This is a genomic window from Nocardia sp. NPDC051911 (assembly GCF_040681035.1).
In the GTDB taxonomy this organism is placed as follows: Bacteria; Actinomycetota; Actinomycetes; order Mycobacteriales; family Mycobacteriaceae; genus Nocardia; species Nocardia sichangensis.
On sequence record NZ_JBFAXY010000001.1, the window covers coordinates 38,455 to 64,527 of the forward strand.

Consider the following 26,073-nt stretch of genomic DNA (forward strand, 5'->3'; position numbering starts at 1 on the left):
GCCTGCTCAAGCCGCACGGTCGAGCAGGGCGTGCACCTTGGGCCGCAATTCACCGATCGCGTCGGAGCCGCCGAGCAGGCGCACCGTCGTCTGGTTCGGGGCGCGCAGGATGCCGAGCAGCATGTGCCCCGACTCGATGGTCTTGTCCTTGCGACCGAGCGCCTCACGCAGGGAGAGCTCGAGCACCTTCTTCGCTTCCTTCGTGAACGGAATGTGCCCGTAGTACCCACCGCGGCTCCACGGGAACGGCCCACGGCGCGGGTCCGGCGCGGCGCGGTCGAGCGCGTCCTCGCCGAAATGCGTGTCCAGCGACTCCCGGACGGCGTCCAGATCAATGCCGATGGAGCGCAAGGCCTCGGCGTCCTCGGGGCCGAGCGGTATCCCGTTGCCCTGCTCGGCGAGCGCGCTGCGCACGCCGTCGCGAGTGAGTCCCGCGTCCGCGAGCAACGCTGCCAATTCCGGCTCGGCATGCGCGAGCACACCGAGCAATACGTGCTCCACCTCGATATTCGACGCGTGGAGTTCGCGCGCGTCCTCCTGGGCGACGATGATCGCCGTGCGCGCAGACCTGCTGAACCGCTCGAACATCAGCGGATCCTGCCTTTCCGGTTGTACTTCTGGTGGACTGCTTGCCTGCTGACCTCGAGCGCCTCCGCGATCGCTTGCCACGACCAGCCCTGAGCACGGGCGTTGGCCACCTGGATCGCCTCGAGACGTTCGAGCAGCCTGCGTAGCGCGAGCACCGCGCGCAGCCCGACCTTCGGATCGGGGCTGCCCGCGGCCGCCGCGAGTGTGGTTGCTTCCGTCATGACGTCAATTTTGATTGACACATGCTCGCGATGTCAACAAAAATTGACAACCGCGGGCGCGATTCGACCCCGTTCCGCCTCAGGCGAACAAAACCCCTGGCCGGGGCACGAACCGATCAGGCGTCCCAGATTCCGGTCGCCACGAACTTCTCCAGGACAGCGGTGGGCTCCGCGAGCTCCAGCCCCTGGGACGCCACCCACGCGTCGTCGAAATACGTTCCGGCATAGCGATCCCCGCCGTCACACAGCAGGGTGACGACACTGCCGCCGCGCCCTTCGGAGAGCATCTCGGCGATCAAGGCGAAAACGCCCCACAGGTTGGTGCCGGTGGAGCCGCCGACCCGGCGGCCGAGCCGCACGCTCGCGAACCGGGCCGCAGCGATAGACGCCGCGTCGGGCACCTCGAACATGCGGTCCACGATCTGGCCGACGAACGAGGGTTCCACGCGGGGGCGGCCGATGCCTTCGATCCGGGAGGGCATTCCGGTCTGGTAACCCGCATCGCCCGTCTCGTAGCCGCCGTAGAAGGCGGAGTTCTCCGGATCGACCACGGCCAGCTTGGTCGCATGCCTGCGATACCGGATGTAGCGGCCGATCGTGGCGCTGGTGCCGCCCGTGCCCGCGCCGACCACGATCCACTCCGGCACCGGATTGGTCTCCAACGCCATCTGCTGGAAGATCGACTCGGCGATGTTGTTGTTGCCGCGCCAGTCGGTCGCGCGCTCGGCGTGGGTGAACTGGTCCATGTAGTGACCGCCGCACTCGGCCGCCAGCCGCGCCGCCTCGGTGTACATGTCCGGCGGGCGTTGCACGAAATGACAGCGCCCGCCCTGCGCCTCGATGAGCGCGATCTTCTGCGGAGAGGTGCTCGCGGGCATCACCGCGACGAAGTCCAAGCCGAGCAGTTTCGCGAAATAGGCCTCGCTGACCGCCGTCGAACCCGAGGACGCCTCCACCACGGTCGTCCCCTCGCCGACCCAGCCGTTGCAGATCGCGTACAGGAACAGCGAGCGAGCCAGGCGGTGCTTGAGGCTGCCGGTGATGTGGGTGGACTCGTCCTTGAGATAGAGCTGGATGTTCCACTCGGCGGGCAGCGGGTAGCGCAGCAAGTGGGTGTCCGCGCTGCGCTGGGTGTCGGCGTCGATCAACCGCACCGCGTTGTCGACCCAGTCGCGCGGAGCGGTGTGATCGCAGGACTTCACGAAGAAGTCCCGGACTCCGGCGGAGCGGGCGGCTCGTCGCCGCGCAACCGCGCCCGTAGCTCGGCCTTGTCGCGGCGCCTGCGCTCGTCGACCAGGGCGATGTCCTCGTTCACCTTGGCCCGCAGCCGCTTGAACAGCACCAGCGACAGCGGCATCGCGATGATGAGCGCGAACAAGGCTGCGACCACGATGGGGATGTCCACCGACACCAGTCGCGCGGCCAGCACGATCAGCGCGGCGAGCACTACCACGAGACCCAACCTGGCGACGGTGTAAAGGGCCAGATTGCGGGCCAGACGACGACCAGCGCCAGCCGTTTGCTGTCCGGAAGCACCTTTTGGTGGATTCGCGTCACGCACATCCCTCAGCCTATGCGAAGCTGTTGCCCGCCCCCGGTGCACGCCCAACAGCCGGGGGTGGGGCGCGCATCCGTTTTGTCTATTACCTCCCCTTTACCAACTGTAGGTGGTTCGAGTACCTAGGGGTTTCAGTGCGACGATGGCGCCATCTGATGAGGGAACTGTCGAGAACGGAGAGGTTTGCTATGACTGCGATCACCGTCGGCGGCCAGGACACCCTGCTGACTCCGGGCCAGGTTGCTGCCCTGTTCCACGTCGACCCCAAGACCGTGACGCGCTGGGCTCACGCCGGGCGCCTCGGGTCGCTTCGCACACCGGGCGGACATCGCCGGTTCCGCGAATCGGAAGTACTCCAGCTGCTCAAGTCGTTGACCACCGAAGCGACCGCAGCACGCTGATCGCAGGGCGCGCGGACCTGTCGTGCTCGGGTCCGCGCTCGCCCGCAGACCATTTTCGCGTCTGCGGTGTGCTGGAGTCACGTCCGCGGCTACCCTCGTAATCAGGAGGTGAGCGACGTGACGTACCTGTTGGCACTCATCGCGGTGGTGGCAATAGCGGTGTTGTGCTGGAAGGCGTTCGGCCCCGAGCGGACTGGACCCACTGCCCCGCAATCGCGTTCACCACGGCGCAAGCGCGTCATCGGACCCGACGACGACCCGGAGTTCCTCTGGCGACTATCTCGCCAGCACCGTGACGGCGAGTCCGGTTCCGCCGAGCGTTGATCTTCGAAGTACCCGCGCGATAGCACGCGTCCAGCGGTATCCGGCGTTCGCGCGATTTCATCGCTCTGCCGTGGCGCCGTCCCGGCGGGGGCCGAACCTCCACCCTCGACGAACGCCACGACGATCGACAACCCGGTCCGGGTGCGGCAGGCGCGCTGCGGTGCGCCTGCCGCATCCGATCCGCGCCATCGATCAGGGTTCGCCGTTGACGACCGCCATCAGCGCGTCGGTGAACGGCTGTCCACCCTGAATGGCTCCGCCCGCGATCGCGCCGACGACCAGGCCGATCGGGCCGGTGATGATGCTGAAGAAGCCCAGGCCGATCAGGGCCCCGAGCAGTCCGCCGAGCAGCGCGCCGCCGACCACGCCGACCACGTTCTGGTTCAACTCGGCGATGAGACGGTTCATCGAGCTGATCGGCTGCATCTCGCCGATCTCCTTGGCGCCTGCCACCGGGGTGAGCGCGAGACGCCGTCCGCTGTCGCTGATTTCGTGCGCGACCGACAGCTTGCTGCCGGAAACCTGGAAGGTGAGCGGCACTTCGGCCACCACGGCCCCGGTATCGGAGGTCAGCTTGATCTTGGTGCCGTCGTCGGCCACCGCGAAGGTGCCGTGCTCGACGGCGGTCGAGATGGCTCCGGTCTCGCGTGAGACCGTGGTGTGGTAGTCGACCCCCTGCTCTACCCCGGTTGTCGTGATCTCACGCTCCGGTTCTACGGGTTTCGCGTTCGCGGCCCCCGCTGTGATGCCCACTGCGGCAACCGCGCCGAGCGTAATGGCGGCAATAGTGCCGAACTTCATTCTGGAATTCCTTCTCACCGAGACACCGGCTCCGGAGGCCGGATGGCGTGTGACTGTACAGCGCCCGTGACTAGTTTCCAGACTTGGCGACCGGCACACCTGATCGCGAAGTTCGTTATCCGATCGTGATCACACCGGGCCCGGATACCGACACGTACGTGAATTCCCAGCGCGGATCGCTACGCCTGGGAAGGAAAACTCGACGCGGACGTGCCGCGTAGTGTAAGCATGGCGTGGTCTTCAATCCGCAAGATTCACAACTTCGGGTCGCTAGGTGGGTCGAAGGGTTCACAGCTCTGGAGGACGTACGTGTCGCGCCAACGTGTCCGCGCCGGTATCACCCTGGCCGCCTTCATGGTCGGGACCGGACTGGCGGCCACCATCGTGGTCGTCGCCGCGCTATCGATGTCCGGCCCCGCCGATGAGCCGGCCAAGGCCGCCGCTCAGAACGCCGCCGCGGCAACAACCTCGGCTCCCCCGCCGACCACCGAGGAGCCGCTGCCGACCACCACGGAAGCGCTGCCGACCACGTCGGCGATGCGCGGCGCGTCCAACAAGAGCGCCACCAGCATGCAGGTGAACATCGGCGACTGCGTACAGCTCGGCGGAGCAGGCGCGATCGACAAAACCGCTTGTGGCAGCCAGAACTCCGTCTACAAAGTCGTCGATAAGGCACCGGCGAACGCCACCTGCCCCACCGACGCCGACCACACCTACAACGAAACTTTGCACGGGGCGACACAGGCCGCGCTGTGCCTGGACATCGACTGGGTCGTCGGCGGCTGCATGGAACTGACACCCGGCAGCCCCAAGCGTCTCGACTGCGCCGCCCACACCCCTGGCGCGGTCCGGGTCATCGACATCAAGCAGAACACCGTCGACGTCAACGCGTGCGGGTCGGCCGACAGCGGAATCGTCTACCAGCAAAGGTATTTCGTGGTTTGCGTGGCGCGGCTGTAGGTGCCGTTACACCTCCGCGATACGGACTTTCCGCCCACGAGGGAGCCGCGACTTTGCGGCCGATTAACAGACATTCGAAGTCTTGTGTCCCTTAAGGCGAGGCTCGGAACGTTATTTGTTCTGCCGGTGGGGAATTCGCGTGCTGCCACTCGTGCGTTACAAGCGTCGTAAACCAGCGGCGATCTCACACAATTCGGGCCGCACAGTCTGAAACGTGCGCATTCAATTATTTTCGCGCAATCGCGCCAATAAAAACCCTAGTTTTCCGCGAAATACTCCAGGCGTGCGCTCGTCAGCCCACACCGTCGAGTGGCAGGCCCATGAGCACCGCGTCCCACAGCTCGCCGCTGCGGCGTCGGTAATGCCCGCGCAAGACGCCCTCGACCTCGAAACCCGCTCGGTCGTAGAGCGTCATCGCGCGCTGATTGTGCGGCCATACTTGCAGACTCACCTTGTGGGCGCCCCGATCCCGCGACCAACTGATGACTTGCTCCAGCAGCACCGGCCCGATGCCACGTCCCCGCCGATCCGCCGCGACCATCATGCCGAAGGCCGTGACGCCAGGTGTGCCGAAGTAGACCGTCGCCGTGCCCACGACGCATCCGTCGATCTCCGTCACGAACACACCGCGCTTCTCGTCGCCGAGATTCGCTCGGATCTGCCGTGCGGCGTCTTCCTCGTCCAACGGCGCTTCGGCCCCGATCCATTTGCCCTCCGCTGCCACCGCGACGCGCAGTTGGACGATCCCGTCGACATCGGCTTCCTCGGCGACACGAGCCGTGGGGCCGGTCAGCGACCGCGGTCTCGCCGACGGGCGGCTCGGGGCGAGCCGCGCGTACACGAACATGTCGCGACGACTTTCGCCGACTTGCCGCCACCCGCGCAGCAGCCCCTCACGCCGGAATCCCGCCCGCTCGGCAGTCCGGATGGAGGCGGTATTCCACGGTTCCACGTAGAGCTGCACCCGGGCAACGGCCAGTTGCTCGAACGCCCAGTCCGCGACCGCCCGCAGCGCGTGGGCGGCCACCCCCTGCCCACGAGCGGACCGCACCAGCCAATACCCGACCGATGCCCGGCCCTCTCCGAGATCCTTGGTCCAGACTCCGATACTGCCGAGCGGCTTACCGTCCGTCGCTCGCGCGATCACGAAGGGGTACCCGCTTTCGCTCACGGATCGTTCCCACTGCCGCTCGACGAACTCCGTCGCCGCTTCCTCGGTGTACATCGACGGCACAGTGGTGATCAACGGGATCGTGTCGTCGTCCGACGCTTCCCGAACCAGGTCGAGATCCGCAGACGACATCGACCAAGGTCGAAGAACCAATTCACCTGCCACTGCGATCATTTCCGGCACGCGGCGCATCCGGTCCGTTTCCGAGTTCTTCCCCACCAGACGATGATCACCGTCCGCGGCCCCGGGCGCTAGCGGGTTCGACCGTGCTGGTTCGAGACGAGCCTGACGAGAATCCCAAGGTCCCGTAGCCTCGGGCCATGAGCACAGATCTCGGGGAACGCTTGCGATCTGTTCGCAAGCGGAGCGGTCTGACGCAACGTGAACTCGCACAGAGTTCAGGGGTATCGCTATCTCTGATTCGCAAGATCGAACAGGGCGAGCGCGATGACACTCGCATACAGACACTTCGACGGCTGGCCGTCGCGATGAGCTGCCCGCTCTCGACTCTTCTCGGGCCCACCCCCCGCCGACCCGAGACCGAAAGCGGCGAACTCTGGCTTCCAACTCGGCGAGCTCTCGTGTCGAGCGCAGACGGACACGCGGTCGAAATGCCTACGGAGCGGAGCGTGAACGAGTCGCTTGTCGCAGCGGTGAAGCTCTACCACGACAACGAGTACGACGAATTGAGTCGGCAACTTCCCCGCTTGATACTCGATGGACGCGCCGCGTCGCCGCTCATGCGGTCCCGGATCCTGCAACTGGTCGGGTCGGTGCTGGTCCAGACTCGGCAACTCCAGCCAGCGAGAACCGCCCTCGAGCAGTCACTCCGGGATGCCGAATCGACCGGGAACGCGCTCGATTCCGCGTCGGCAGTGATCACTTTGTGTTGGCTGCTTCTTGTAGAACGGCAGTTCGAGCAGGTCCGCGCCTTGGCCGTGTCGTGGGCTGACCGTGTCGAGCCGCGTCTGTCGGTCGCCACCACACGGGAGCTGTCGACCTGGGGGTGGTTGCTGTTGCGTGGCTCGGCCGCAGCGATACGCGACAACCGGCCAGACGAGGCGGACGAAATGATGCGCCTCGCGAACGCGGCAGCGGCAGCGGTCAAACGGGATTCGGGTAATTATCACCAGTACTGGACGACGTTCGGACCTGCCACGGTCGCCATGAAGCGGGTCGAGAATGCCATCGTGGACGACCGTCCCGACCTCGCGTTACGCCTGGCCCGCGACGTGCCGTCAGGGCTGCGCCCGACCTCCGACAACCGGAACAGGCATCTGCTCGATGTCGCCGCAGCACACATCGAACTTCGAAGCTATGACACCGCGTTCGATGTTCTGGTTCAGCTGTCCCGCGAGGCCCGCCCGTGGCTGATCGAACAACGGTCCGCCAAGGATTTGCTCGGCCGGATCATCACCAGACGGCGCACTCTGACACCTGAGATGCGAGATCTCGCTGATCTACTGCGACTGGAGTACTGAAGCTTCGGCTCTCGATGGCACTTTCGCCGGTCGGTCTGCCGAGAGTGCCATTGTTGACCACGTTCTCGGCCTGTGACGCTTTCTCCGGCCCCGACGCCGGGGTGAGCCGGCCGCTTCGAAATCCCGGCCGCACCAGTACAGCTATCACCGCTGGCGGGTGCTGTGCCCTCGGCGTCGGGTGCTTTCCAATCGGATCGCAGGGAGGCGCAGGGGATGGATGCGAGCAGTCGGCAGGGGTTGTATCGGGCGGGAGTGCCTGAGCTGGAGCGGATCGCGGCGTATCTGAAAGACGCGTCGACGCCGTTGCGTGGCTCGCTCACATATACGCACGGCGCACTGGCCATCGGGATGCGGTGCGCGGCGGTCGCGGGGGCAGACGCCGTGAACGATCGAGCGACGATCGAGGCGCTCGCACGGCGGCACGGTTACACACTGGCCGCGATCTATGTGGTTGCGCCGCACACGGTATCGCCGGTGGCGGCGGCGCGTGTGTTGGAAATGGTGCACGTCGCCCGCGCGAGTGCGGTGATAGTTCCGGGGATGACGCATCTGGGCGGCTCGGTTCCGGCCGACTTCACGCGAGTGTGCAGCGTGATCATGCCGGGACACGTGATGCTCGGCCGCGCCCTGTACCCCACCCCGGCGCCGTCGGGGGACGCGGAGGCTCAGTCATGAGCGCGCCAGGCATCGAAGGCTTCGATCTGGCAACCCCATCCGGGCGGTGCGCGTACTACAAGATGATCTGTCAGCTGCCTGCCGAGGTAGAACCCGAAGCACTCGGCCGAATCGTGGTGCGAGCAGGTTCGCTGGTGTGGGGTGTCTCGGTGCCGGAGCCGTTGGGGCGGGCAGCGACGGACCGGTTGCGCAGCGGCGGATACGGTCTCGGCCCGATCATTACGCACCCGCATTCCCTGACCTGGACATTCCTGGTGCGGCCTGATCTGCCCGACGAACCTCGAATCTTCGCGGGCCTGTTCCGGGATCGCGTGAAGGTGATCCGCGACGGCGGATTGATCGCCCTCCCTTCCCCGGCCGACAGCAACGCCGCATACCGCGCATGGCTCGAGGTTCCCTGCGACACCTACCGGCCCTCAGGACGGCTGGTGGTGGATGCAGTGCAAGCATCCCTGCTCACACGCGCGGTCAGGACAGGCCGATGAACTCGCACGGCGAATCGATCACGCCGCCGATTCGCAGTCTCATGACCGGCCGCACCCAGTCCCCGCACCCAGAGGAACCCGACGTACACCTTTCGGTCTACCTGCACGACCAACGAATGGACTTCGCCGCATGCCTGACCGCCGCATTGGTATTCGTCCAGGACTGGAACGCCCGCCACCGCCCCGGCGCGGTAACCGTCCTCCCCGGCGACCCCACCGGCCTCCCCCGCCTCCCGAACGAACGGCTCTACCTCGAATGTTGACAAGGCCAGCCGGTGCCCGTCGACACAGAGAAGGGATCGAGTCACTCAAGGGAACCGAAGTCGTGGCTGGTGCGTCAAAGCATGTTGAAAAGCAATGAAGTTGGCAGTCAGGACTGCGCGCTACCACCACCCGCTGGAGGCGATGGAGCCGTATCGGGCCGCTGACGCGCCATCACCGAGAGAGGCAAGATCATCACCGCCTACCCAGGAGGAGCCTGTGGTGGAAAAGTCTGATCCGAATCTGGCTGAACTCACCGATTCGGTGATTCGTGCCGGTAACGAGTGGGGATACCAGATCGGCCGCGACAACGCAGGTCGGCTGCTACTCACGGCTGTAGGCGAATCACCGGTGGTTCCCCCCGTAGAGTTCCGCTTCACCGACCAGGAACTTCATGACTACTATTCGCGCCTCGCGGCGAAAGCTGGAACTCCCAATGGCGAGAGCACGCCGTGGAAGACGTGGATGGTTCTGATGTCGACTCACCTCAGCGAGGCCGTCTACAAGGCGGGGGTGCTCAACCGGCCATGCGCCATCGTGATCGATAGGGCTGGATTCTGGGCCGAACCGGCGTAGCCAGCGGATCGAGCTACCTCACGCATCACCGAGCAGGAACTCGATGGATCGCAACTCTTTCCATGCCGCCAGTTCCTCTGTCGTCAAAGCATACCGAGCGGCGAGCTCCCCGATCTCCTCTCGTATCAGCCCTAGACGCCGCAGGGCCTCTCGATGGCGCGAACGAAGTCCTGCGGCCGTGCTGGGTTCAATCGTGACTGTCATCAGCGAAACACCGTCCTTGCTTCGTCGACCGTCTCCGCTCACTATGCCCACACCTCATTCTCTGATCAGATCGAAGAAACCCTTGGGATTACCGCGACAGCAGGCTCTATATGAGCGCACGAACGTGATTCCGGATGGGTGGGTGGAACACTTCGTCGACCAAGGAGGTAACTCGGTGCCCGATCCAGACGCCGACGGCCGGTTCGATCTGCTGCTGTACCGCACGATTCCGTTGGTCCTCGCCCCGGCCGGTACTGCAGTCGGCCCCCGGGTGCGGGGAGTGGTACGCGCCAACTCCGGACATGCCCGGATCGTGCTGTCGCCGACCGCGACGATTGTCTCAGGAATCGCCGTGGATTACGAATTATCTTCCGGCACAGGCCTGCTCGATGTTCCTGGCGCTGTCGACCACGCCCGGTTCACCGTCGCGCCCGCTGTCACACAGCTACTGGCTGACCACGAGGACCAACCGCGTGACAGCCACGGCAACACCGTCCTCGCCGCGGCCGATACCGGGTTCGACTACACCGCCGAAGCCGATTCCGGTGACCAACGCCTGTTCAGTCTGTTCAGCCTCTTGGTCGGTGGCGGCCTGCCCTGGTTCGCCGACGACTACACGTTCGCAGGATTCCTGTACACCGACGCCGACACCTGCCGCATCTACATCCATGTCACCCGCACGGACCGCACCTACGGCATCGACCTGGCCGTCAGCGGCACCGACGGCCGCCCGACCGGATACGCCTACCTCGCCCAAGAACTGGCACCGCTGGTGCGTACCGGCGACCTCGCTCGACAGCCGGTTCTCGACGACACCGACGACTACTGCGACAGCGTCGTGGACCTGCGCGCCTGGATGGGACCGGCGGGGTCCGGAGCCTCCAGTACTGTCTGACCACTGAGTGTGAGCGGAATGGGCGAAGCATCACGGCTAAGGCCGCGTGGCCCTCGGCCGTGCCCCGGTCGAGTTCGTCCCGGACGATCTCCTTCGCCCGTTCCGCAAGGTCGGGTTCGGCGAAGGCGATGCCATCACTGTGGAACGTGCAGGTCCGGCCTCCTCCTGCACCAGGGCGATCGATGATCAATGATCGCGGCTGCCACCGTGATGGGGCGAGCCGACCTGACGTCAGAATTCGAGTTCGGTCCATGGGATAGCGATCGCGAACGGGCGGTCGAACTCGATACCGTCTCGGTTCTGGTGGGTCCATTCGGCCGCGAGGATGTAATTAGCGGCACGGAGCGGATGGACTCCGTCCGGGAGTTGCGCATGGCCGATGTCGAGACCGTAAGCGCGAACGGTGGCGATCGCGCTGACCTCACGGGCCAACGTCACCTCCCAGTACCAAGGGATGCCAGCGCTGGCGTACCGACCTTTCTTGGCTTCGATGTCCGTCTGCGTGTTGGACGGGGACAAGACTTCGCCGACCAGGAGGACATCGCCTCCCCGTACGTCCTGATAGGGCGATTCGAGACAGCGGTGAACGAGGAAGTCCGGGGTCAGGAAGTTGGACTTGCCGGTGCGTCCCAGGAAGACGTTGGTTTCGAAGTTGACGCGCCAGCAGTGTTCCGGCCGGTCCGCCATCGACTTTCGCGCACAGCGCTCGAGGGAGTTGGTCAGCCGACGGGTGAAGACCTGGTGTTCGCCGGGCCCGCGTCGTACCCAGACCACGCGACCGTCCCACAACTCGATCTGCTCCGCGATCTCCTCGGGGAGTCGCTCCAACTCCTCCCAGGTCATCGACTCAGGGAGGTCCGGCCGTTGGATGTGTGGCACCGACATGCCGCAATGGTAGCGGCCTATGCAGGGGTCAGAACGCCCCTCAGTTCAACCCCGCATACGAATGCAACCCGCTGATCACCATGTTGATGATGAACAGGTTGAACAGCATCGCGACGAAGGCGGCGATGTTGATCCAGGCGGCCTTGGTGTCGCGCCAGCCCGAGGTGGCGCGGGCGTGGAGGTAGGCGGCGTAGAGGACCCAGGCGATGAAGGAGCAGGTTTCCTTCGGGTCCCAGCCCCAGAAGCGGCCCCAGGCGGCTTCGGCCCAGATGGCGCCGAGGATGACGCCCGCGCCGAACAGCGGGAAGCCGATGATGGTGGCCTTGTAGGCGAGCCGGTCGAGGGTGCGGGCGTCGGGCAGGCGGCGGGCGATGGCGCCGAGCACATTGGCCGACTCCTGGCCGTCCGGCTGACGCAGGCGGTAGAGGAAGAGCATGCTCGCCACGCCCGCGAACAGGAAGACGCCGCTGCCCACGCTGACGATGGTGACGTGCACCGGCAGCCAGAACGACTTCAACGCGGGCACCACGGGTGCGGCGTCGGCGTAGAGCACCGTGCCTGCGAGGAACAGCAGGATCAGCACCGGCACCAGCAGGAAAACCCACATGGCGCGGTAGCGCTGCTCGCGCAGGAGCGCGATCCCGACCAGCACGGCGGCCGCCGTCGCCATGGTGACGAACTCGTACATGTTGCCCAGCGGGAAGCGGTGCGTCGCGAAGCCGCGCAGCACGATCGAGCCCACGTGCAGCGCGATAGCCACCATGAGCACCGAGAACGCCATGTTGCCCAGCCGCTCCGACAGCGGCCGCCCCTCGGGCTCGCTGACGCGGCCGGGTCCCTGCGGTGTCGATCCGCCGCCCACCGTCACCAGCTCGCGCTCGGAGACCTGGCGGCTGCGCGCCGTCGCGTACTGCCAGATCAGCAGCACCAGCACCAGCGCGTACACCACGATCGCCGTCTTGAAGGCGAAATCGCTGTACCTGGCGATGGTCTCGTCGATCGGCATCGTCACTCTCCCGTGGTCTCGGCGTGCTCATCGAGCAGGCGCGCGCGTAGCCGGTCGAACTCGCCGCCCCAGCCCGCCTGGTCGGTCCTGGCGAGCCCGCCCATCTCTACTACAGTGCGTCGTTGGTCCACGGTACCGGCTGTGTCCTCGGCCGGGTAGACCCGCACCCAGATCCGCCTGCGCTTGATCAGCAGCGAGACCAGCAGGCCCGCCATCATCAGCAGCGCGCTCACCAGCACCCACTGCTGGGCCGGGTCGTGCGAGACCTGGAGATTCACGAACTCCTGCGCGCCGTCGAAGGTGACCTTGGTGCCGTTCGGCAGCGTTGTCGACTCGCCGGGGCGGAGATTGACCCTGGCCTCCTTGGCGAGCCTGCCCTGCTTGACCTGCTCGGGATCGAGGGCGAACAACGATTGCGGCTTACCGGTGTCCAAGCCGGTGTCGCCGCGATAGATGTCGACCGCGACAGCGGGATCGTTCATCGCGGGGTACGCGGAGGACAGCAACGATCCGTGGAACATCGCCGTGGGCGCGAACAAGCCCTCGATCGCGATCTGGTTCTTGCGGCGCTCCTCGTCGGTGGCGTACATCCCACCGGGCGGGTCGATCCGCAGCACGCCGCTGGACAGGAACGTCGAGGCGTCGTCGGGCCGCCACTGAATGGACTCGGTGCGGGTCTGGCCGTTGGGGAAGGTCACCGTGAAGGTCGGCGCGTAGCCGTGTCCTTGCAGGTAGAGCCGGTCACCCGCGACGCGGAGCGGATGGTTGACCTGCACCCTGGTGTCGCGCCAGGTGTTCGTCCGCAGATCGTCGCCCGCCTGGTAGGAGAGGTTCGCGGTGAACATCTCCGCTTGCCCGTTGGTCAGGTAGTCGGCCTGGAAATCCTTCACCCGCACACAGACCGGGGTCATGCCGGTGCCATCGTTGACGTTGCCCGCCTTGAACGAGTCGAACACCGCGGGCGAGGTGGTGCAGAAGCCGGGGCCGTTGTTCGCCAGCACGATGACGCTGCCCTCGTAGCCGAACAGCTTGCCCATCGCGATGGCGACCAGCAGCCCGACCAGCGCGAGGTGGAACACCAGATTGCCGAGTTCGCGGGTGTAGCCCTTCTCCGCGGACAGCGCCAGTTCACCCTCGCGGGGGCCGGGGCGGACCTCGGTGCGCCAGCCGCGCAGCTGGGCGCGGGCGTGGTCGATCAGCTCCTGCGGCGACCGCTCGACCCGGGCCGCGTAGTGGTGTGGAAGCCTCGTCAGGTTGCGCGGCGCGCGCACCGGCGGTGTGCGCAGAGCGCGGTAGTGGTCGAGCGTGCGTGGCAGGATGCAACCCACCAGTGAGATGAACAGCAGCACGTAGACGGCCGTGAACCAGAAACTGGAGAACACGTCGAACAGCTCGAAGCGGTCCATCCACGGGCCGAGCGTGGGCCGGCTCGCGATGTACTGCTCGACCTTCTGCTCGTTCAGGTTCCGCTGCGGCAGCAGCGCGCCGGGAATCGCGGCGAGGGCGAGCAGGAACAGCAGCACCAGGGCGGTGCGCATGCTGGTGAGCCCGCGCCAAGTGTTGCGCAGGAACGCCCAGGCCCGCCCGATCAGCGATTGACGCGGCGGACGCTCGGGGCTTTCGATCGTGGGGTGGTCGGTCACGGTCATATCGGCAGGGTCACCTCGGAGACGAACGCGTCCCGCACCCAGGCGACGAACTGGTCCCACGCCCCGGTGACCAGCGCGGCGCCGACCGCGACGAGCAACATGCCCCCGATGATCTGAATGGTGCGGGAATTGCGGCGCAGCCACCCGACCCCACGCAGCGCGCTCGCCGACCCGAACGCCAGCACCACGAACGGCAGACCGAGGCCGAGACAGTAAGCGATGATCAGCGCGACCCCGCGCACCGCCGTGGTCCCGTCGGTGCCCGCGGCCACGGCCATGACGCCCGACAACGTGGGGCCGAGGCACGGCGTCCATCCCAGCGCGAACACCCCGCCCAGCAGCGGAGCGCCCATGAGGCTGGTGAGCCTGCGCGGTTCCATCCGGGTGTCGCGCTGCAACGCGGGCACCAGGCCGATGAAGACCAGGCCCATCAGGATCGTCACCACACCGCCGATGCGTTGCAGCAGTTCCCGATTCACGTTGAGGGTCTGGATGACGCCGAACACGGTCGCGGTGGCGAGCACGAAGACCACGGTGAAACCGGCGACGAACAAACCGGCCGCACCCGCGACCCGCATCCGTCCCGACCGAAACGGCCGCGCGGCAGTCGCGACGCGTCCGCCGGTGGCCTCCGCCACCGTGGCAGGCGGCGCCTCCGCGCCGACGAGTCCGGCCAGATAGGACAGGTACCCCGGCACCAGGGGCACCACACACGGCGAGGCGAACGACACCAGACCCGCGAGCAGGCACGCGCCGAGCGCCAGCAGCAGCGGCCCGGAGGCCGCCGTCTGCTGGAACGAATCACCGACTGCGGCGAGCACCATCACAGGTCCTCCCCGGTACGCGGCGCGGTGCGCGCGAGGGTCACACCGAGTCCTCCCGCGTGTCCTCGGACGATCGTCCGGCGCCGCGGCGTGGCGCTACCGTGCGCTCGGTGGCCGCGGGTTCCTCGGCCGCGTCGAACGCCGGGAAGTCCAGCAACGACTCGGCCGCGACGCTGCGCGGCACGGTGGCGATGCCCGCCCACCGGTCGTCGACGGCCCATCCGCCGCCGATTCGTCGGGCGCCCTGCCGTGGCCGACAGGCACGCAGGTGGCGGGTACGACGGTCGCGATTCACTGTGATTCCTCCGCGGCGATACTTTCGACCACTGACTGCAGATCTTCGGCCAGCAGGGACCGCAGGAATACCGCGGCGACCCGGTGTTGCCGGTCGAGGACGAGCGTGGTGGGGATGACACTGGTAGGGAAATTCCCGCCGAGCGCCAGGAGCGTGCGCATCGACGGGTCGTAGACGGACGGGTAGCCGACCTTGTTGTCGACCACGAAATCTTGGGCCTTGTCCTGTTGCGGGTCGCGGACGTTGATGCCGAGGAAGGCGACGCCTTTGTCCTTGGTCGCTTCGTAGACCTTTTCCAGGGCGGGCGCCTCGGCGCGGCACGGACCGCACCACTGGCCCCACAGGTTGAGTACCACGACCTTGCCCGCGTAGTCCTCCACCGAGGTGGTCTTGCCCGCGGTCATCAGGTCCGGACCGGCGAGTTTGCCGATGGTGCCGCGCGCGGCGGGCGGGTCGTAGCGGATGTCGGTCTTGCCGCCGGGCGAGACGAATTCGAAGGTGCCGCCCGAGGCCACCGCGTCCGAACCGGTCGAACAACCCGCGAGCGCGGCGATCAGCGCCACGCACGCGAGCAGAGCCGGCAGCACCCGCCCGGCGCGCGCCGAAGGCGGGATGGGGAACGCGGTGCGGTGCGTCATGCGCCGTGCACCGAGGGGTCCGAGCCGCCCGCGGGCTCGGAGTAGACGATGTCGACCAGCGTGTCGCCGTGATAGACGAGCGAGGTCAGCGAGGCGAGCGAGCACTGCCGTTGCCGGGGGTCGTGCCATAGGCGCTGGCCTTGGAGGAAACGCCGAAGCGTCCAAACGGGTAGCTGGTGGGAGACGAGCACGGCCTCCCGCCCGGCCGCTTCGACCCGGGCTTTGTTCACGGCCGCCAGCATGCGGTGCGCGATCTGGAGGTACGGCTCGCCCCAGGACGGGGTGAAGGGGTCGCGCAGCTTCCACCAGTGCCGCGGCTTGCGCAGCGCGCCGTCGCCGACCGAGACGCGCAGGCCTTCGAAGGTGTTGCCCGCCTCGATGAGGTTCTCGTCGGTGCGCACGATGACGTCGTGCTGCGCGGCGATCGGCTCGGCGGTCTCCTGAGCACGCTGCAGCGGCGACGCGATGACCACGGCGATGTCGTGATCGGCCAGGGTCCGCGCGACAGCGGCGGCCTGCGCACGGCCCGCCACCGAAAGGCTGAAGCCGGGCAGGCGGCCGTAGAGGATGCCGTTCGGGTTGTGCACCTCGCCGTGGCGCAGGACGTGCACGATCGTCTCGATCGCGGCGGCGCCGCCGTCGTGCACCCGGTCGGTGGCGCTGGTCCGCGCGTCGGCGTGCTCCGCCGCCTCGGTTCCATTGGTCTCGGTCTCGGCCGGAGCCGGCTTGTCCCCTTTACGCGCCGCGACGACCTGCGCGTCCGACGACGCGGCAGCCGCGAACTGGGCGCCCGCGTCGACCAGGCTGGATTCCTCGGATCCTGGCTCGGCGGTCTGCGTCCCCGCGCTCGCGGCGGCGAACTGCTCACCAGCGTCGATCACGGTCGCGTCCGCGGCCGGATCGACCGCGACGGCGGTCGCGCCGTGCGTCGCGGTCACCTCCGGCGCGGCGGACGGCTTGGCCGGCTCGCGCCGGTCGGCATCGGGCTGATCGAGGTCGGAGGTCACGCGCGGGATCCTTCGGGGGTGGCGGCCGCCGCCGCGTGCGCGGCGGCGGGCAGGGCGGCAGCGATACGGTCGAACGCGTCCTCGTCGAGCGCCGCGGAGACGAACCACGCTTCGAACGCGCTCGGCGGCGCGTACACGCCACCGTCGAGCAGGGCGTGGAAGAACGCTGGATAGCGCCAGGTCTCGCTCGCCTTGGCGGCGGCGTAGTCGGTGACCGGGCGTTCGGCGAAGAACACGCTCACCATATTGCCTGCGAACTGGACCTGGTGCCCGACCCCCGCGGCGGTCAGCGCCGAGGTGAACAGCTCGCCGAGCCGCCGCGCGTTGCAGTCCAGCGCGGCGTACACCGCCTCGTCGGCCGCGCGCAGTGTGGCGAGGCCCGCGGCCACCGCGACCGGGTTACCGGACAGCGTCCCGGCCTGGTAGACCGGCCCGAGCGGCGCGAGGTGGTTCATGATCTCGGCGCGACCGCCGAACGCGGCCGCGGGCAGACCGCCGCTCATCACCTTGCCGAAGGTGTAGAGGTCGCCCGCGACGCCTTCCCGGCCGAACCAACCCGCGGCGCTGACCCGGAATCCGGTCATCACCTCGTCCATGACGAGTAGCGCCCCGTGCTCGGCGGTGAGCGCGCGCAGTCCCGCGTTGAATCCGGGCAGCGGCGCCACCGCGCCCATGTTGCCCGCCGCCGCCTCGGTGATCACGCAGGCGATCTGACCCGGGTTCGCGGCGAACGCGGCGGCGACGGCGTCGATGTCGTTGTAGGGCAGCACGATGGTGTCGGCGGCCTGCGCGCCCGTCACGCCGGGCGAGGTGGGCAGCCCGAGCGTGGCGACGCCGGAGCCCGCGTCGGCGAGCAGCGCGTCGACGTGGCCGTGATAACAACCGGCGAACTTGATGATCTTGGTGCGTCCGGTGTAGCCGCGGGCCAGCCGGACCGCGCTCATCGTCGCCTCGGTGCCCGAGTTCACCAGCCGTACCCGCTCCACCGGCGTGACCCGCCGCACGATCTCCTCGGCGAGTTCGATCTCGGCTTCGGTCGGCGCGCCGAAGGACAGACCCCCGCTCGCCGCGCCGCGCACCGCCTCGACTACCGCCGGATGCGCGTGGCCGAGGATCATCGGCCCCCAGGAGCAGACCAGGTCGACGTACTCGTTGCCGTCCGCGTCGACGAGCCTCCAGCCGTCGGCCGAGGCGATGAATCGCGGTGTGCCGCCGACGGATCGAAATGCCCGCACCGGAGAGTTGACGCCACCCGGAATCACCGAACTCGCCCGGTCGAAGAGCTGAGCGGAAACCGGCACAGCTGCACTGGTCACGCGCGGAGAAGAACTCACGAGTTCCAGTCTCTCAGCACCGGAAAATCGGCTTGACGACAGGGTGTAGTGCAGTGATGCAGGCCGCAGCCGCCCGGCAACACGCCGAGGTGGGGTTCGCGCGAATTTCGATCGCTGAACGGTTGCCGGTGCGTAGTCTCAGCTCACATTCGTCCATCGTTCGGGAGGGTCTGCATGCGGATTGCCATCGTCAGCGTGGGTGTGCTCGCCGTCGTCGCGGGGGCCGCAATGGCACTCGGCGCCGGATCCGCCGCCGCGCAGCCGCTCGATCAAATCGACGACGTGCGGCTGGCCATCCCCTTGGACCACACGGCGACCGCAGCGCTGGCCGGCGGGCCGATTCCCGCCGTGGTCACCATGTTCGTCCCGCCCAGCCGGATCGGCGCCGGACTGAAGAACGACTCCGCGATCTACCGCGACGACCGCGGTGCGGTGCACGCCACACTGCGCCAGGTGGTGCTGGAGGCGGCGGGCCATCCGGACGGCACGGTGACCGTCTACCTGAACGCCCCCGGCACCCGCGACGGCCGTGTGCTGGACATCTACCAGCACTGGAACTGAACGGGCGCCGGGCCGCCGCCGTCAGGCGTACATGCAGGGGACCTGCGCCGACATCGTGTGCAGGAAGCACATGAACCCGTTGTAAGGGCCGGCGGATCCGGAATCCGGCACCAGGATCGGCGCATCGACCGGGTTCGCGTCCTCCAGTGGCAGTCCCAGGGTCGCGCCTGCGGGCGCGGCCCCGAGTCCGAGGGCGGCGGCCACGGCAAACGCGGCACAAATCTTCACGGCGAACCGGTTCATCGAACACTTTCCTTCATCGACGCACGTACCAGATACGGCCGAAATACTAACGGCCCCAGGGCCATTCCAACCAAAGCGCACGGTCGGCGGGCGTCGGGCGCCGAACCGGGGGCGGTAGCACGGTAACCCGCCTGCGCGCGGTCCGCAGCGGTTAGCAGGCAATCCGTGGCTACGTGATGCCCAGACAGAACGCGGCGAAGCCGGTCGTCACCAGGCACGCCAACGGCGTCGGCAGCGCGTGCAGCAGCGGTGCCGGCGGCGTGGCCGCGAAGGCGGGTGTCACCGGAACAGGCTCTTGCGGAACGGTTTCGGCGGACGCGGTGGCTGGTACGGCTGCGGCCGCGCCGATCACACCGGCCGCCACCGCACCGAAAAGTGTTCGCTGGACAGTTGGTTTCATGTGATCGGCGTTCCCGCTACGCGCGGCATGAAACGACCGCAGACGAATTCGCGTCGATCAGCGCACGGCTCCGGCGCCACGCAGTCCACGCGCGAGCCGGGCCGCGGCGTCGATGGCGAGCACACCGGCCACCGCGACGAGCAGCGTGGCCAATAGCCACCAAGGCGCGGCATAGCGGATCGCGGTGAAACCCGGGGCGTCGCCGGACGGCGGGAAATCGGTGGTGCGCATGCCCGCGCGTGCGCTCAACGCCGCCCCGATCAGCGCGAGCACGAACAGATCCACTTCCACCAGCACCGCGACCAGCCAGCGCCTCATCGGTCCACTCCGTCCGAACTGCGTTGAACGGCCTCGGTCAACGCCGCGCGCAGCGCCTTGTGGTCTCTGGCCCAGGCCTGCACCAGGCTGCCGTCGGCCAGCCGCAGCCCGATGCCGGTACGGCGGCGCGGCACGCCGCTCAGCTCACCGAGCGCCCTGGCCGACTCCCACTCTTCGTCGTCCCAGGAGTTCTCGTCCCGTTCCGGCATGACCTCCGCGATCGAGCTCAGCGGGAGCGACTCGGTGCCCGAACGCAGCGTCTCCGCGGTGAGTTCGACGCCGACGTGCCGTTTGCCCGCGACCACTTGCAGTGCGACGAAACCGGCGATCAGCGCGGCACAGAACAGCAGGGCGAACCAGTGCACGTCACCACCGGTGACGAGTTCCAGGACGAGAACGGCCAGGCACAGGATCGGCCCGTAGGCTACGGCGCGCCAGCGGGCGCCCGGCTCGGTGAACAAGACGGCTTCGGCGGTCACGCCGGAGCCCCCGCGGCAGCGTGGACCAAGGCGGAGAGCGGAATCAGCGACTCAAGCCGGGCAGCAACAGCACGGCGACGGTCAGCACGGCGAACAGAATCAGCAGACTCAAGACGGCCAGATCCCGCCGAATGCTGTGCGGCTGCTGGATCACCACTCGCATCGATGCCTCCGATCCTCCGGAGCCATTTGCCGAGTTCGCGCGCGTAATAAGCGCCAACGAACGGCAGACGACTACCGGTTTCCACGTCCACTGTGACAACCCTCACCATACATGCCGGACTGTCTCGGACAAATTGGAAACCTGTTCCATTCAGAGCCTCAACGCCTGCCCGGCTGGAAGTAAGCGGTGGCTTCGGGTCGGTGGGACAGATAGATGGCGCCGACCGCGAGCACGCCCTGCACGATGGAAGCACCGCCCGCGACGAGCGAGGCCGTCCCGGTCACCGCGTCGATGGCCAGCAACGCGCCGACGCCGATCACCACGGACCAGGCGCCGAGGACCGTCAGCACGGTGCGCGCCCACGGTTTGCCACGCCCGAACTGGTGCACGATCACCAGAGCGAGCGCGGACAGACCGAGCCCGATCAGCACCACGACTACGTAGACCAGCGACACCATGAGCTCGGCGCTTGCCATCGTGACCTGCGGATCTTGCGTCCTGGCCTGCTCGAAGACCTGCTCGGCGAACGTGCGCCGCTGATCCAGGGCAGCGACGATCGAGGCGATCAACTGCACCACGCCGAATCCGACGACACCCCACCACAGCTGCCGCGCGGTACCGACATCCTCCGGCATCGGGGGCCGGGCCGAGCCCGCGGCGAACGGTCCCGCCATATTCGTCACGACAGCCAGTTCGCGGCCTCGGTCGCCCAGTAGGTGAGCACGAAGTCCGCGCCGGCCCGGCGAATGCTCAGCAGCGACTCGAGGACGGCGCCGCGGCGGTCGATCCAGCCGCGCTCGGCGGCGGCGGTGATCATCGCGTACTCGCCGGAGATCTGGTAGGCGGCGACCGGGACCGTCGAGTGATCGGCGACCTCGCGGAGAATGTCCAGATACGACATGGCCGGCTTGACCATGACGATGTCCGCGCCCTCGGCCAGGTCCAGTTCGAGCTCGCGGATCGCCTCGCGCCGATTTGCCGGGTTCTGCTGATAGGTGCGCCGGTCGCCTTCCAGCGAGGAAGCGACCGCTTCCCGGAACGGTCCGTAGAACGCCGAAGCGTATTTGGCGGAGTAGGCCAGGATGCCGGTATCGATGCGCCCGGCCGCGTCCAGACCGCGCCGGATCGCGCCTACCTGGCCGTCCATCATGCCGCTGGTGCCGAGCAGGTCGGCGCCCGCCTCGGCCTGGGCGAGCGCCATCTCGACGTAGCGGTCCAGCGTCGCGTCGTTGTCGACCGCGCCATCGGCCGCGAGCACACCGCAGTGCCCGTGATCGGTGAACTCGTCCAGGCAGGTGTCGGCCATGACCACGGTCGAGTCGCCCACCTCGTCGGCGAGGGCGCGCAGGCCGCGGTTGAGGATGCCGCGCGGATCGCTGGCCGCGCTGCCTACCGCGTCCTTGTCCTCCGGACGCGGCACGCCGAACAGCATGATGCCGCCGACACCCGCCGCGACCGCCTCGACCGCCGCCTTGCGCAGCGAGTCGAGCGAATGCTGCACCACGCCCGGCATGGAGCCGATCGGACGCGGCTCCGCCAAGCCGTCGGCCACGAACATCGGCAGCACCAATTGCCGTGGTTCGAGCGTGGTTTCGGCCACGAGACGGCGCAGAGCGGGAGTACGGCGCAACCGCCGTGGGCGGTCCATTCCGGTCATGAATCGCACGATACGCCCGGCGCGATCCGCTGTCGCGAGCGCCCGTGGCCCGCTCCGCGACGCGGGCCCGACCCTCTGGGACAGCTGCCGCGCGTTACCCGGCGATCACTCATGCCATCCGAGTGATAACAGTGTGCGAAATCACACATTACCCCCCTGACGAAGGCGCATACTCCGACTAGGCGAGACCCGCTGGGGGACAAGCATGACCGATCCGCACATCGACATCTCGCTGGCCAGAGCCGCCGACTTCGAGTCGTGGGCGGCGGTGTTGCTGGCCGACTGGTGGCCCGTGCTCACCGACGGTCTGCCTCCGCCCGCGTTCATGCTGCGGGTCTGGCGTGCCACCGACGCCACCGGCCAGAACTTCGCCGTGGAGTTCGTCGCACGACAATCGGCCGCGCCCGAGGTGATGCCGGGCGCGCACGTCGCCTTCCGGATGCTCGGCATCCGGCCCGACGAGCCCGAGTGGATACGCAGCCGGGGGACGCACCTGGCCGGCGGCACCGAGGACGCCATCGTCCAGTTGCGCTTCTCCGACACCGCCCGCTGCGTCTTCCTCCGCCTGCAGAGCAGGCCGTGCCAGGTGACGGAGGCGGCGGGCCGACGACTGTGCGCAGGGGCGGAGACCAGCCTCCGGTTTCCGGACACCACTTCGGGGCCGCTGGACGTGCGCGTGGCCCGCAACAGCGCACGGCATCTGCTCGCCCAGCACAGCGCACGGCACGCCACCCCGGCCGACCCCTTACAGCTCGGGCCGCCGCAGCGGGTCGCCGACATCGGCTGGGCCTTCATCTTCCCGTGGTCGACCACATCCTGGTACCTCGACGGCTCGGTACCCACGCTTCCGCCGGGCAGCCGGGGGCCGATCGTGGTCGTCAAGGACACCGGACACACCTGGCTGCTGGACAGCCTCCGCAACTACGACGCGCAGCTGACCGCGTACGCGCACGCCAACGGGTACCGCGTCCCGATGGAACAGGCGCGATGATGGACGGCGTGGTGTTCCGCGAGACGGGCTGTTGAGATGACCGAGCCGCCGAGCGAGGTCGAGTTGGTCGCCATGCAACGGCGCGCCGAAGCGCTGTGGCACGCGGGCGACGCGGCGGGCGCCGAACGCTGGCTGCGCCGGGCCGCCGCGGGTGGCAGCGCGCCGGCGATGGGCATGCTCGGCGCGCTGCTGGGAGCCGACGGGCGGATCGGCGAGGGGATCCACTGGCTGGAGACCGCCGCCGGCCGCGGCAACGAAGCGGCGGGGATGCAGCTGGGCCTGCTGCACACCGAGCGCGGGAATATCGATGAGGCGGAGCGCTGGTTGCGGCCGGCCGCCGAGCGCGGGTTGCCGGAAGCCCTCTGCAATATGGGCGTCATCGCCAACCGGCGTGGACGCGACGAAGAGGCCGAGCAGTGGTACGAACGAGCTGTCCGCGCCGGAAACCCCACGGCCATGCGCAGTCTCGGCTTGCGCTTGGCGCGCCGCGGCGAATTCGACCGCGCGATCGACCTGCTCACCGAGGCCGCGCGGCGGGGAAGGACCGATGCGATGGCGGTGCTCGGCGCCTTGCATCTGGACCGCGGCGAGCCGATCGAGGGTGAGCGGTGGTTGCGCAAGGGCGCCGAAGCGGGCGACCCGGACTCGATGTTCCACCTCGCGCTATTGCTGCGCGCCGCCAACACCCCCTACCTCGCAGGCGATTTCGCCGACCCCGAGGTGCTGCGGACCGCCGCCGCCATCGCGACCGGCCGCACGCCGGCGCAGCGGGAAGCCAGGCAGTGGCTGGAACGCGCGGCCGCGCTCGGCCATCCGCAGTCGATGCGACTGTTGCACGATCTGTGAGCCACTGGACGCTCGAAAACCCTTCTGGCCAGCCAAGTTTGTCGGTCCCCCCGGGTACAATCGAAGGTACGTTCGAGGGGGCTCGCCCGCCCCCGATCGCCACGGGAGGGATGCCAATGCGCACACCACAAACCGTTCTCATCGATCGCCCCTACACCCCTTTGCAGAAGCGCCCGCTGCCTCCGGGCCGCCCCAAGGCGTGGTACGTCCTGCACAACCGGCGGCTCAAGGCGATGCGCCTGGCGATCGCACTGCTCGACTCCGGCGTCTACGCACCGAGTTACGCCACGAACAAGCGAATCAGGCACACCGCCGAGGTGATCGGCATCCGCCCACCCTCCGACGCCACCTGCTCCATGGTCCGCACCTTGATGCGCAGACGGTACTGAGATCCGATCGCTGGTTCGGGTCGCGGTCGCGAAGCCGCATAAGCGAGCCTTCGCGACCGCGAATCACCCCTGACGCGCCCAGCGCACCGCAACCACGTCTTTCGAGCGAAGCGAGACCGGGCCGCGAACACCCAGCGCCGCAGGCGCTGGAAAGACCGACACAGCAAAACTACCTACTGCGGCGGCTCTTCTTGCGCGGCGGCGGCAGGAGTCCTTCGGCGCGCAGCCGGGCCGCGTGCTCGGCCAGCGCTTCGACCAGGGGACCGACCTGGGCCACATCGGGCTGCACGTCAACGCGCAAGCCGAATTCGATGGCGGTTTCGGCGGTCTTGGGGCCGATGCAGGCCACGATGGTGCGGGCGTGCGGCTTGCCCGCGATACCGACCAGGTTGCGCACCGTGGAGGACGAGGTGAACAGGACCGCGTCGAAACCGCCGGTCTTGATCATCTCGCGGGTCTCCGCGGGCGGCGGCGAAGCGCGCACCGTGCGGTAGGCCGTGACGTCGTCGATCTCCCAGCCGCGATCGCGCAAGCCCTCGGCCAGCGTCTCGGTGGCGATGTCGGCGCGCGGCAGCAGCACCCGGTTCACCGGGTCGAACACGTCGTCGTAAGGCGGGAAGTCGGCCAGCAGGCCCTCGGAGGACTGCTCGCCGCTGGGCACCAGCTCGGGGTTGATGCCGAACGACCGCACCTTGTCGGCGGTGGCCTCCCCCACGCAGGCGATCTTCACACCGGAGAACGCCCGCGCGTCCAGACCGAATTCGGCGAACTTCTCCCACACCGCGCGGACCGCGTTGGTGGAGGTGAACACCACCCACTGGTAGCGACCGTCGACCAAACCCTTGACCGCGCGCTCCATCTGGGCGGGGCTGCGCGGCGGCTCGACCGCGATGGTCGGCACCTCCATCGGGATGGCGCCGTGCGTGACGAGCCGTTCGCTCATCTCCGCGGCCTGGTCCTTGGTGCGCGGCACCAGCACGGTCCAGCCGTACAGCGCGCGCGACTCCCACCAGGACATCTTCGAGCGCTGCGCGACCACCTTGCCGATGGTCACCACCAGCGGGCCGACCAGTTCGGAGGCGGCGCTGTTCAGCGTGGCCAGAGTGGCCTCGATGGTGCGCTGCTGACGGGTGGTGCCCCGTACCGTCACCGCGACCGGGGTCTGCGGCGCCATGCCGTGCTCGACCAGGGCGCTCGCGGTCTCCGCGAGATGACCCGAGGTCGAGTGCAGGACAAGCGGGCCGGGCGCGGCCGCGAGCGCGGCCCAGTCGACCTCGCCGCGCACGTCCGCCTCGGTGTGCCCGGAACCGAGCGCGATGCCGGCGTAGCTGGGCACCGCGGAGCCGTTGGGCAGGCCGGGCAGCACCTCGAAGACCATGTGCGAGCGGGTGACGGCGTTGACCTCGGCGATCACCGAATCGGTGGTCAGCGGGTCGCCCGCGACCACGCGCACCACGTCGTGCCCGGCACGCGCTTCGGCGATGAGCGTCTTGGCCACCTCGGCCGGCTCGCCGAGCGCGGGCCGCACGTCGACGGGACGTTCGCCGTCGGGCCCCGGCTCGACCGAGGTGCCGATCAGGGCGAGCACACCCTTGTCGACATCCGGGTCGGTGAACGCCAGCGTCGCCCGCCCGATGACCTCACGGGCCCGCACCGTGAGCAGCGCCGGGTCACCCGGACCCGATCCGACGAAAAGGATGCGACCGGGGTGCTTCTTCGTGGCTCGGCTCATGCCTGCACCTCGCTTGCGCTCGGCTCCGGCATACCCGAAGGCACGGTGCCTATGC

The 26,073-nt window shown here is 68.1% G+C and carries 34 protein-coding genes and 1 pseudogene; 14 read left to right on the forward strand and 21 right to left on the reverse strand.

Annotated features, from left to right (window positions below; all coding sequences use genetic code 11):
- Positions 1-6: 6 nt before the first annotated feature.
- From AB0L97_RS00230 to AB0L97_RS00245, 4 genes are all read right to left on the reverse strand, one after another.
- Positions 7-588: a Clp protease N-terminal domain-containing protein gene (locus AB0L97_RS00230; protein WP_355071991.1), complete on the reverse strand. Its 582-nt coding sequence runs from the start codon at positions 586-588 to the stop codon at positions 7-9.
- Positions 588-809, reverse strand: a complete 222-nt coding sequence (locus AB0L97_RS00235) for a helix-turn-helix domain-containing protein (RefSeq protein ID WP_039802098.1) — start codon at positions 807-809, stop codon at positions 588-590. The genes AB0L97_RS00230 and AB0L97_RS00235 overlap by 1 nt, the downstream gene beginning before the upstream one ends.
- A 116-nt stretch (positions 810-925) precedes the next feature.
- The gene (locus tag AB0L97_RS00240; RefSeq protein ID WP_355071987.1) at positions 926-2,011 is read right to left on the reverse strand and encodes a PLP-dependent cysteine synthase family protein; all 1,086 of its coding nucleotides are present in this window, start codon (positions 2,009-2,011) and stop codon (positions 926-928) included.
- On the reverse strand, positions 2,008-2,307 hold the full coding sequence (locus tag AB0L97_RS00245; RefSeq protein ID WP_364424859.1) for a DUF4229 domain-containing protein: 300 nt from the start codon (positions 2,305-2,307) through the stop codon (positions 2,008-2,010). The genes AB0L97_RS00240 and AB0L97_RS00245 overlap by 4 nt, the downstream gene beginning before the upstream one ends.
- 248 nt (positions 2,308-2,555) lie before the next feature.
- Here AB0L97_RS00245 and AB0L97_RS00250 point away from each other — a divergent pair, with 248 nt between their 5' ends.
- Both AB0L97_RS00250 and AB0L97_RS00255 read left to right on the forward strand, forming a co-directional pair.
- On the forward strand, positions 2,556-2,768 hold the full coding sequence (locus tag AB0L97_RS00250) for a BldC family transcriptional regulator (protein ID WP_039802103.1): 213 nt from the start codon (positions 2,556-2,558) through the stop codon (positions 2,766-2,768).
- A gap of 117 nt (positions 2,769-2,885) precedes the next feature.
- Positions 2,886-3,092, forward strand: coding sequence for a hypothetical protein (locus AB0L97_RS00255; protein WP_355071985.1), 207 nt, complete (start codon positions 2,886-2,888; stop codon positions 3,090-3,092).
- 192 nt (positions 3,093-3,284) lie between these two features.
- Here AB0L97_RS00255 and AB0L97_RS00260 read toward each other — a convergent pair whose 3' ends face one another.
- Complete coding sequence (locus tag AB0L97_RS00260; RefSeq protein ID WP_356962556.1) at positions 3,285-3,893, reverse strand: hypothetical protein; 609 nt, start codon at positions 3,891-3,893, stop codon at positions 3,285-3,287.
- Between the two features lie 309 nt (positions 3,894-4,202).
- Between AB0L97_RS00260 and AB0L97_RS00265 the strand changes: the two genes are divergently transcribed.
- Positions 4,203-4,853 (forward strand): hypothetical protein, encoded by a 651-nt coding sequence (locus AB0L97_RS00265; RefSeq protein ID WP_364424280.1) that lies wholly within the window; start codon positions 4,203-4,205, stop codon positions 4,851-4,853.
- Between the two features lie 292 nt (positions 4,854-5,145).
- On the opposite strand, the gene AB0L97_RS00270 is transcribed toward AB0L97_RS00265, so the two are convergent.
- Complete coding sequence (locus tag AB0L97_RS00270) at positions 5,146-6,216, reverse strand: GNAT family N-acetyltransferase (RefSeq protein WP_364424860.1); 1,071 nt, start codon at positions 6,214-6,216, stop codon at positions 5,146-5,148.
- A 128-nt stretch (positions 6,217-6,344) separates the two neighbouring features.
- On the opposite strand from AB0L97_RS00270, the pseudogene AB0L97_RS00275 reads away from it, so the two are divergent.
- The 7 genes and pseudogenes from AB0L97_RS00275 to AB0L97_RS00305 form a co-directional block, all read left to right on the forward strand.
- Positions 6,345-6,536: pseudogene (locus AB0L97_RS00275) on the forward strand (helix-turn-helix transcriptional regulator); the annotation flags it as partial.
- Positions 6,537-6,653: 117 nt separating this feature from the next.
- Entirely contained in the window at positions 6,654-7,505 is an 852-nt protein-coding gene (locus AB0L97_RS00280) for a hypothetical protein (RefSeq protein ID WP_364424881.1), read from the forward strand.
- A gap of 213 nt (positions 7,506-7,718) precedes the next feature.
- Positions 7,719-8,180 (forward strand): hypothetical protein, encoded by a 462-nt coding sequence (locus AB0L97_RS00285; protein WP_364424282.1) that lies wholly within the window; start codon positions 7,719-7,721, stop codon positions 8,178-8,180.
- Positions 8,177-8,665 (forward strand): DNA-directed RNA polymerase subunit beta, encoded by a 489-nt coding sequence (locus tag AB0L97_RS00290; protein ID WP_364424284.1) that lies wholly within the window; start codon positions 8,177-8,179, stop codon positions 8,663-8,665. Before AB0L97_RS00285 ends, AB0L97_RS00290 begins: the two co-directional genes overlap by 4 nt.
- Complete coding sequence (locus AB0L97_RS00295; protein WP_364424286.1) at positions 8,662-8,928, forward strand: hypothetical protein; 267 nt, start codon at positions 8,662-8,664, stop codon at positions 8,926-8,928. The genes AB0L97_RS00290 and AB0L97_RS00295 overlap by 4 nt, the downstream gene beginning before the upstream one ends.
- A 220-nt stretch (positions 8,929-9,148) precedes the next feature.
- Positions 9,149-9,502 (forward strand): hypothetical protein, encoded by a 354-nt coding sequence (locus AB0L97_RS00300; protein ID WP_364424288.1) that lies wholly within the window; start codon positions 9,149-9,151, stop codon positions 9,500-9,502.
- A gap of 379 nt (positions 9,503-9,881) precedes the next feature.
- Entirely contained in the window at positions 9,882-10,601 is a 720-nt protein-coding gene (locus AB0L97_RS00305; protein WP_364424290.1) for a hypothetical protein, read from the forward strand.
- A 231-nt stretch (positions 10,602-10,832) separates the two neighbouring features.
- Here the strand turns inward: AB0L97_RS00305 and AB0L97_RS00310 are convergent, their stop codons facing one another.
- The 8 genes from AB0L97_RS00310 to hemL all read right to left on the reverse strand — a co-directional run bounded on the left by AB0L97_RS00310 (position 10,833) and on the right by hemL (position 18,239).
- On the reverse strand, positions 10,833-11,486 hold the full coding sequence (locus AB0L97_RS00310; RefSeq protein WP_364424292.1) for a Uma2 family endonuclease: 654 nt from the start codon (positions 11,484-11,486) through the stop codon (positions 10,833-10,835).
- A gap of 40 nt (positions 11,487-11,526) precedes the next feature.
- Complete coding sequence (gene ccsB / locus AB0L97_RS00315) at positions 11,527-12,492, reverse strand: c-type cytochrome biogenesis protein CcsB (protein WP_364424294.1); 966 nt, start codon at positions 12,490-12,492, stop codon at positions 11,527-11,529.
- 2 nt (positions 12,493-12,494) lie between these two features.
- Positions 12,495-14,141 carry a cytochrome c biogenesis protein ResB gene (locus AB0L97_RS00320; protein ID WP_364424296.1) on the reverse strand — a complete coding sequence of 549 codons (1,647 nt, stop codon included), beginning with the start codon at positions 14,139-14,141 and terminating at the stop codon, positions 12,495-12,497.
- On the reverse strand, positions 14,138-14,965 hold the full coding sequence (locus tag AB0L97_RS00325) for a cytochrome c biogenesis CcdA family protein (RefSeq protein ID WP_364424298.1): 828 nt from the start codon (positions 14,963-14,965) through the stop codon (positions 14,138-14,140). The genes AB0L97_RS00320 and AB0L97_RS00325 overlap by 4 nt, the downstream gene beginning before the upstream one ends.
- Before the next feature lie 40 nt (positions 14,966-15,005).
- Complete coding sequence (locus tag AB0L97_RS00330) at positions 15,006-15,260, reverse strand: hypothetical protein (RefSeq protein WP_364424300.1); 255 nt, start codon at positions 15,258-15,260, stop codon at positions 15,006-15,008.
- Complete coding sequence (locus AB0L97_RS00335; protein WP_356962575.1) at positions 15,257-15,898, reverse strand: TlpA disulfide reductase family protein; 642 nt, start codon at positions 15,896-15,898, stop codon at positions 15,257-15,259. The genes AB0L97_RS00330 and AB0L97_RS00335 overlap by 4 nt, the downstream gene beginning before the upstream one ends.
- Positions 15,895-16,545 (reverse strand): histidine phosphatase family protein, encoded by a 651-nt coding sequence (locus tag AB0L97_RS00340; protein WP_355072138.1) that lies wholly within the window; start codon positions 16,543-16,545, stop codon positions 15,895-15,897. Before AB0L97_RS00340 ends, AB0L97_RS00335 begins: the two co-directional genes overlap by 4 nt.
- 356 nt (positions 16,546-16,901) lie before the next feature.
- Positions 16,902-18,239: a glutamate-1-semialdehyde 2,1-aminomutase gene (gene hemL / locus AB0L97_RS00345; protein ID WP_364424303.1), complete on the reverse strand. Its 1,338-nt coding sequence runs from the start codon at positions 18,237-18,239 to the stop codon at positions 16,902-16,904.
- A 174-nt stretch (positions 18,240-18,413) separates the two neighbouring features.
- Here hemL and AB0L97_RS00350 point away from each other — a divergent pair, with 174 nt between their 5' ends.
- The gene (locus AB0L97_RS00350) at positions 18,414-18,800 is read left to right on the forward strand and encodes a hypothetical protein (RefSeq protein WP_355071956.1); all 387 of its coding nucleotides are present in this window, start codon (positions 18,414-18,416) and stop codon (positions 18,798-18,800) included.
- A gap of 21 nt (positions 18,801-18,821) precedes the next feature.
- Here the strand turns inward: AB0L97_RS00350 and AB0L97_RS00355 are convergent, their stop codons facing one another.
- The 6 genes from AB0L97_RS00355 to hemB form a co-directional block, all read right to left on the reverse strand.
- A complete protein-coding gene (locus AB0L97_RS00355) occupies positions 18,822-19,043 on the reverse strand; it encodes a hypothetical protein (RefSeq protein ID WP_364424305.1) in 222 nt (73 codons plus the stop codon).
- 169 nt (positions 19,044-19,212) lie between these two features.
- Positions 19,213-19,443: a hypothetical protein gene (locus AB0L97_RS00360; protein ID WP_355071952.1), complete on the reverse strand. Its 231-nt coding sequence runs from the start codon at positions 19,441-19,443 to the stop codon at positions 19,213-19,215.
- Between the two features lie 57 nt (positions 19,444-19,500).
- On the reverse strand, positions 19,501-19,761 hold the full coding sequence (locus AB0L97_RS00365; protein ID WP_355071951.1) for a hypothetical protein: 261 nt from the start codon (positions 19,759-19,761) through the stop codon (positions 19,501-19,503).
- Positions 19,758-20,240: a hypothetical protein gene (locus AB0L97_RS00370; RefSeq protein WP_355071949.1), complete on the reverse strand. Its 483-nt coding sequence runs from the start codon at positions 20,238-20,240 to the stop codon at positions 19,758-19,760. The genes AB0L97_RS00365 and AB0L97_RS00370 overlap by 4 nt, the downstream gene beginning before the upstream one ends.
- 321 nt (positions 20,241-20,561) lie before the next feature.
- Complete coding sequence (locus AB0L97_RS00375) at positions 20,562-21,077, reverse strand: hypothetical protein (protein WP_355071947.1); 516 nt, start codon at positions 21,075-21,077, stop codon at positions 20,562-20,564.
- Between the two features lie 5 nt (positions 21,078-21,082).
- Complete coding sequence (gene hemB, locus AB0L97_RS00380; RefSeq protein ID WP_364424309.1) at positions 21,083-22,060, reverse strand: porphobilinogen synthase; 978 nt, start codon at positions 22,058-22,060, stop codon at positions 21,083-21,085.
- A 205-nt stretch (positions 22,061-22,265) separates the two neighbouring features.
- Between hemB and AB0L97_RS00385 the strand changes: the two genes are divergently transcribed.
- The 3 genes from AB0L97_RS00385 to AB0L97_RS00395 all read left to right on the forward strand — a co-directional run bounded on the left by AB0L97_RS00385 (position 22,266) and on the right by AB0L97_RS00395 (position 24,286).
- A complete protein-coding gene (locus tag AB0L97_RS00385) occupies positions 22,266-23,051 on the forward strand; it encodes a hypothetical protein (protein WP_356962583.1) in 786 nt (261 codons plus the stop codon).
- 36 nt (positions 23,052-23,087) lie between these two features.
- Complete coding sequence (locus AB0L97_RS00390) at positions 23,088-23,897, forward strand: tetratricopeptide repeat protein (protein WP_364424311.1); 810 nt, start codon at positions 23,088-23,090, stop codon at positions 23,895-23,897.
- Positions 23,898-24,013: 116 nt separating this feature from the next.
- On the forward strand, positions 24,014-24,286 hold the full coding sequence (locus tag AB0L97_RS00395) for a hypothetical protein (RefSeq protein ID WP_355071939.1): 273 nt from the start codon (positions 24,014-24,016) through the stop codon (positions 24,284-24,286).
- A gap of 169 nt (positions 24,287-24,455) precedes the next feature.
- Here AB0L97_RS00395 and AB0L97_RS00400 read toward each other — a convergent pair whose 3' ends face one another.
- Positions 24,456-26,018, reverse strand: a complete 1,563-nt coding sequence (locus AB0L97_RS00400; protein WP_355071937.1) for a bifunctional uroporphyrinogen-III C-methyltransferase/uroporphyrinogen-III synthase — start codon at positions 26,016-26,018, stop codon at positions 24,456-24,458.
- Positions 26,019-26,073 lie beyond the last annotated feature (55 nt).

Bases quoted from the DNA above. Each gene is read 5' to 3' on its own strand.
- AB0L97_RS00335 (WP_356962575.1), bottom strand. From the start codon at position 15,898: ATGACGCACCGCACCGCGTTCCCCATCCCGCCTTCGGCGCGCGCCGGG.
- AB0L97_RS00355 (WP_364424305.1), bottom strand. From the start codon at position 19,043: ATGAACCGGTTCGCCGTGAAGATTTGTGCCGCGTTTGCCGTGGCCGCC.
- AB0L97_RS00350 (WP_355071956.1), top strand. From the start codon at position 18,414: ATGCGGATTGCCATCGTCAGCGTGGGTGTGCTCGCCGTCGTCGCGGGG.
- AB0L97_RS00400 (WP_355071937.1), bottom strand. From the start codon at position 26,018: ATGAGCCGAGCCACGAAGAAGCACCCCGGTCGCATCCTTTTCGTCGGA.
- AB0L97_RS00325 (WP_364424298.1), bottom strand. From the start codon at position 14,965: ATGGTGCTCGCCGCAGTCGGTGATTCGTTCCAGCAGACGGCGGCCTCC.
- AB0L97_RS00360 (WP_355071952.1), bottom strand. From the start codon at position 19,443: ATGAAACCAACTGTCCAGCGAACACTTTTCGGTGCGGTGGCGGCCGGT.
- AB0L97_RS00260 (WP_356962556.1), bottom strand. From the start codon at position 3,893: ATGAAGTTCGGCACTATTGCCGCCATTACGCTCGGCGCGGTTGCCGCA.
- AB0L97_RS00295 (WP_364424286.1), top strand. From the start codon at position 8,662: ATGAACTCGCACGGCGAATCGATCACGCCGCCGATTCGCAGTCTCATG.
- hemB (WP_364424309.1), bottom strand. From the start codon at position 22,060: ATGACCGGAATGGACCGCCCACGGCGGTTGCGCCGTACTCCCGCTCTG.
- AB0L97_RS00365 (WP_355071951.1), bottom strand. From the start codon at position 19,761: ATGAGGCGCTGGCTGGTCGCGGTGCTGGTGGAAGTGGATCTGTTCGTG.
- AB0L97_RS00395 (WP_355071939.1), top strand. From the start codon at position 24,014: ATGCGCACACCACAAACCGTTCTCATCGATCGCCCCTACACCCCTTTG.
- AB0L97_RS00250 (WP_039802103.1), top strand. From the start codon at position 2,556: ATGACTGCGATCACCGTCGGCGGCCAGGACACCCTGCTGACTCCGGGC.
- AB0L97_RS00390 (WP_364424311.1), top strand. From the start codon at position 23,088: ATGACCGAGCCGCCGAGCGAGGTCGAGTTGGTCGCCATGCAACGGCGC.
- AB0L97_RS00375 (WP_355071947.1), bottom strand. From the start codon at position 21,077: ATGGCGGGACCGTTCGCCGCGGGCTCGGCCCGGCCCCCGATGCCGGAG.
- AB0L97_RS00320 (WP_364424296.1), bottom strand. From the start codon at position 14,141: ATGACCGTGACCGACCACCCCACGATCGAAAGCCCCGAGCGTCCGCCG.
- AB0L97_RS00310 (WP_364424292.1), bottom strand. From the start codon at position 11,486: ATGTCGGTGCCACACATCCAACGGCCGGACCTCCCTGAGTCGATGACC.
- AB0L97_RS00290 (WP_364424284.1), top strand. From the start codon at position 8,177: ATGAGCGCGCCAGGCATCGAAGGCTTCGATCTGGCAACCCCATCCGGG.
- AB0L97_RS00385 (WP_356962583.1), top strand. From the start codon at position 22,266: ATGACCGATCCGCACATCGACATCTCGCTGGCCAGAGCCGCCGACTTC.
- ccsB (WP_364424294.1), bottom strand. From the start codon at position 12,492: ATGCCGATCGACGAGACCATCGCCAGGTACAGCGATTTCGCCTTCAAG.
- AB0L97_RS00235 (WP_039802098.1), bottom strand. From the start codon at position 809: ATGACGGAAGCAACCACACTCGCGGCGGCCGCGGGCAGCCCCGATCCG.
- AB0L97_RS00270 (WP_364424860.1), bottom strand. From the start codon at position 6,216: ATGCGCCGCGTGCCGGAAATGATCGCAGTGGCAGGTGAATTGGTTCTT.
- AB0L97_RS00230 (WP_355071991.1), bottom strand. From the start codon at position 588: ATGTTCGAGCGGTTCAGCAGGTCTGCGCGCACGGCGATCATCGTCGCC.
- AB0L97_RS00285 (WP_364424282.1), top strand. From the start codon at position 7,719: ATGGATGCGAGCAGTCGGCAGGGGTTGTATCGGGCGGGAGTGCCTGAG.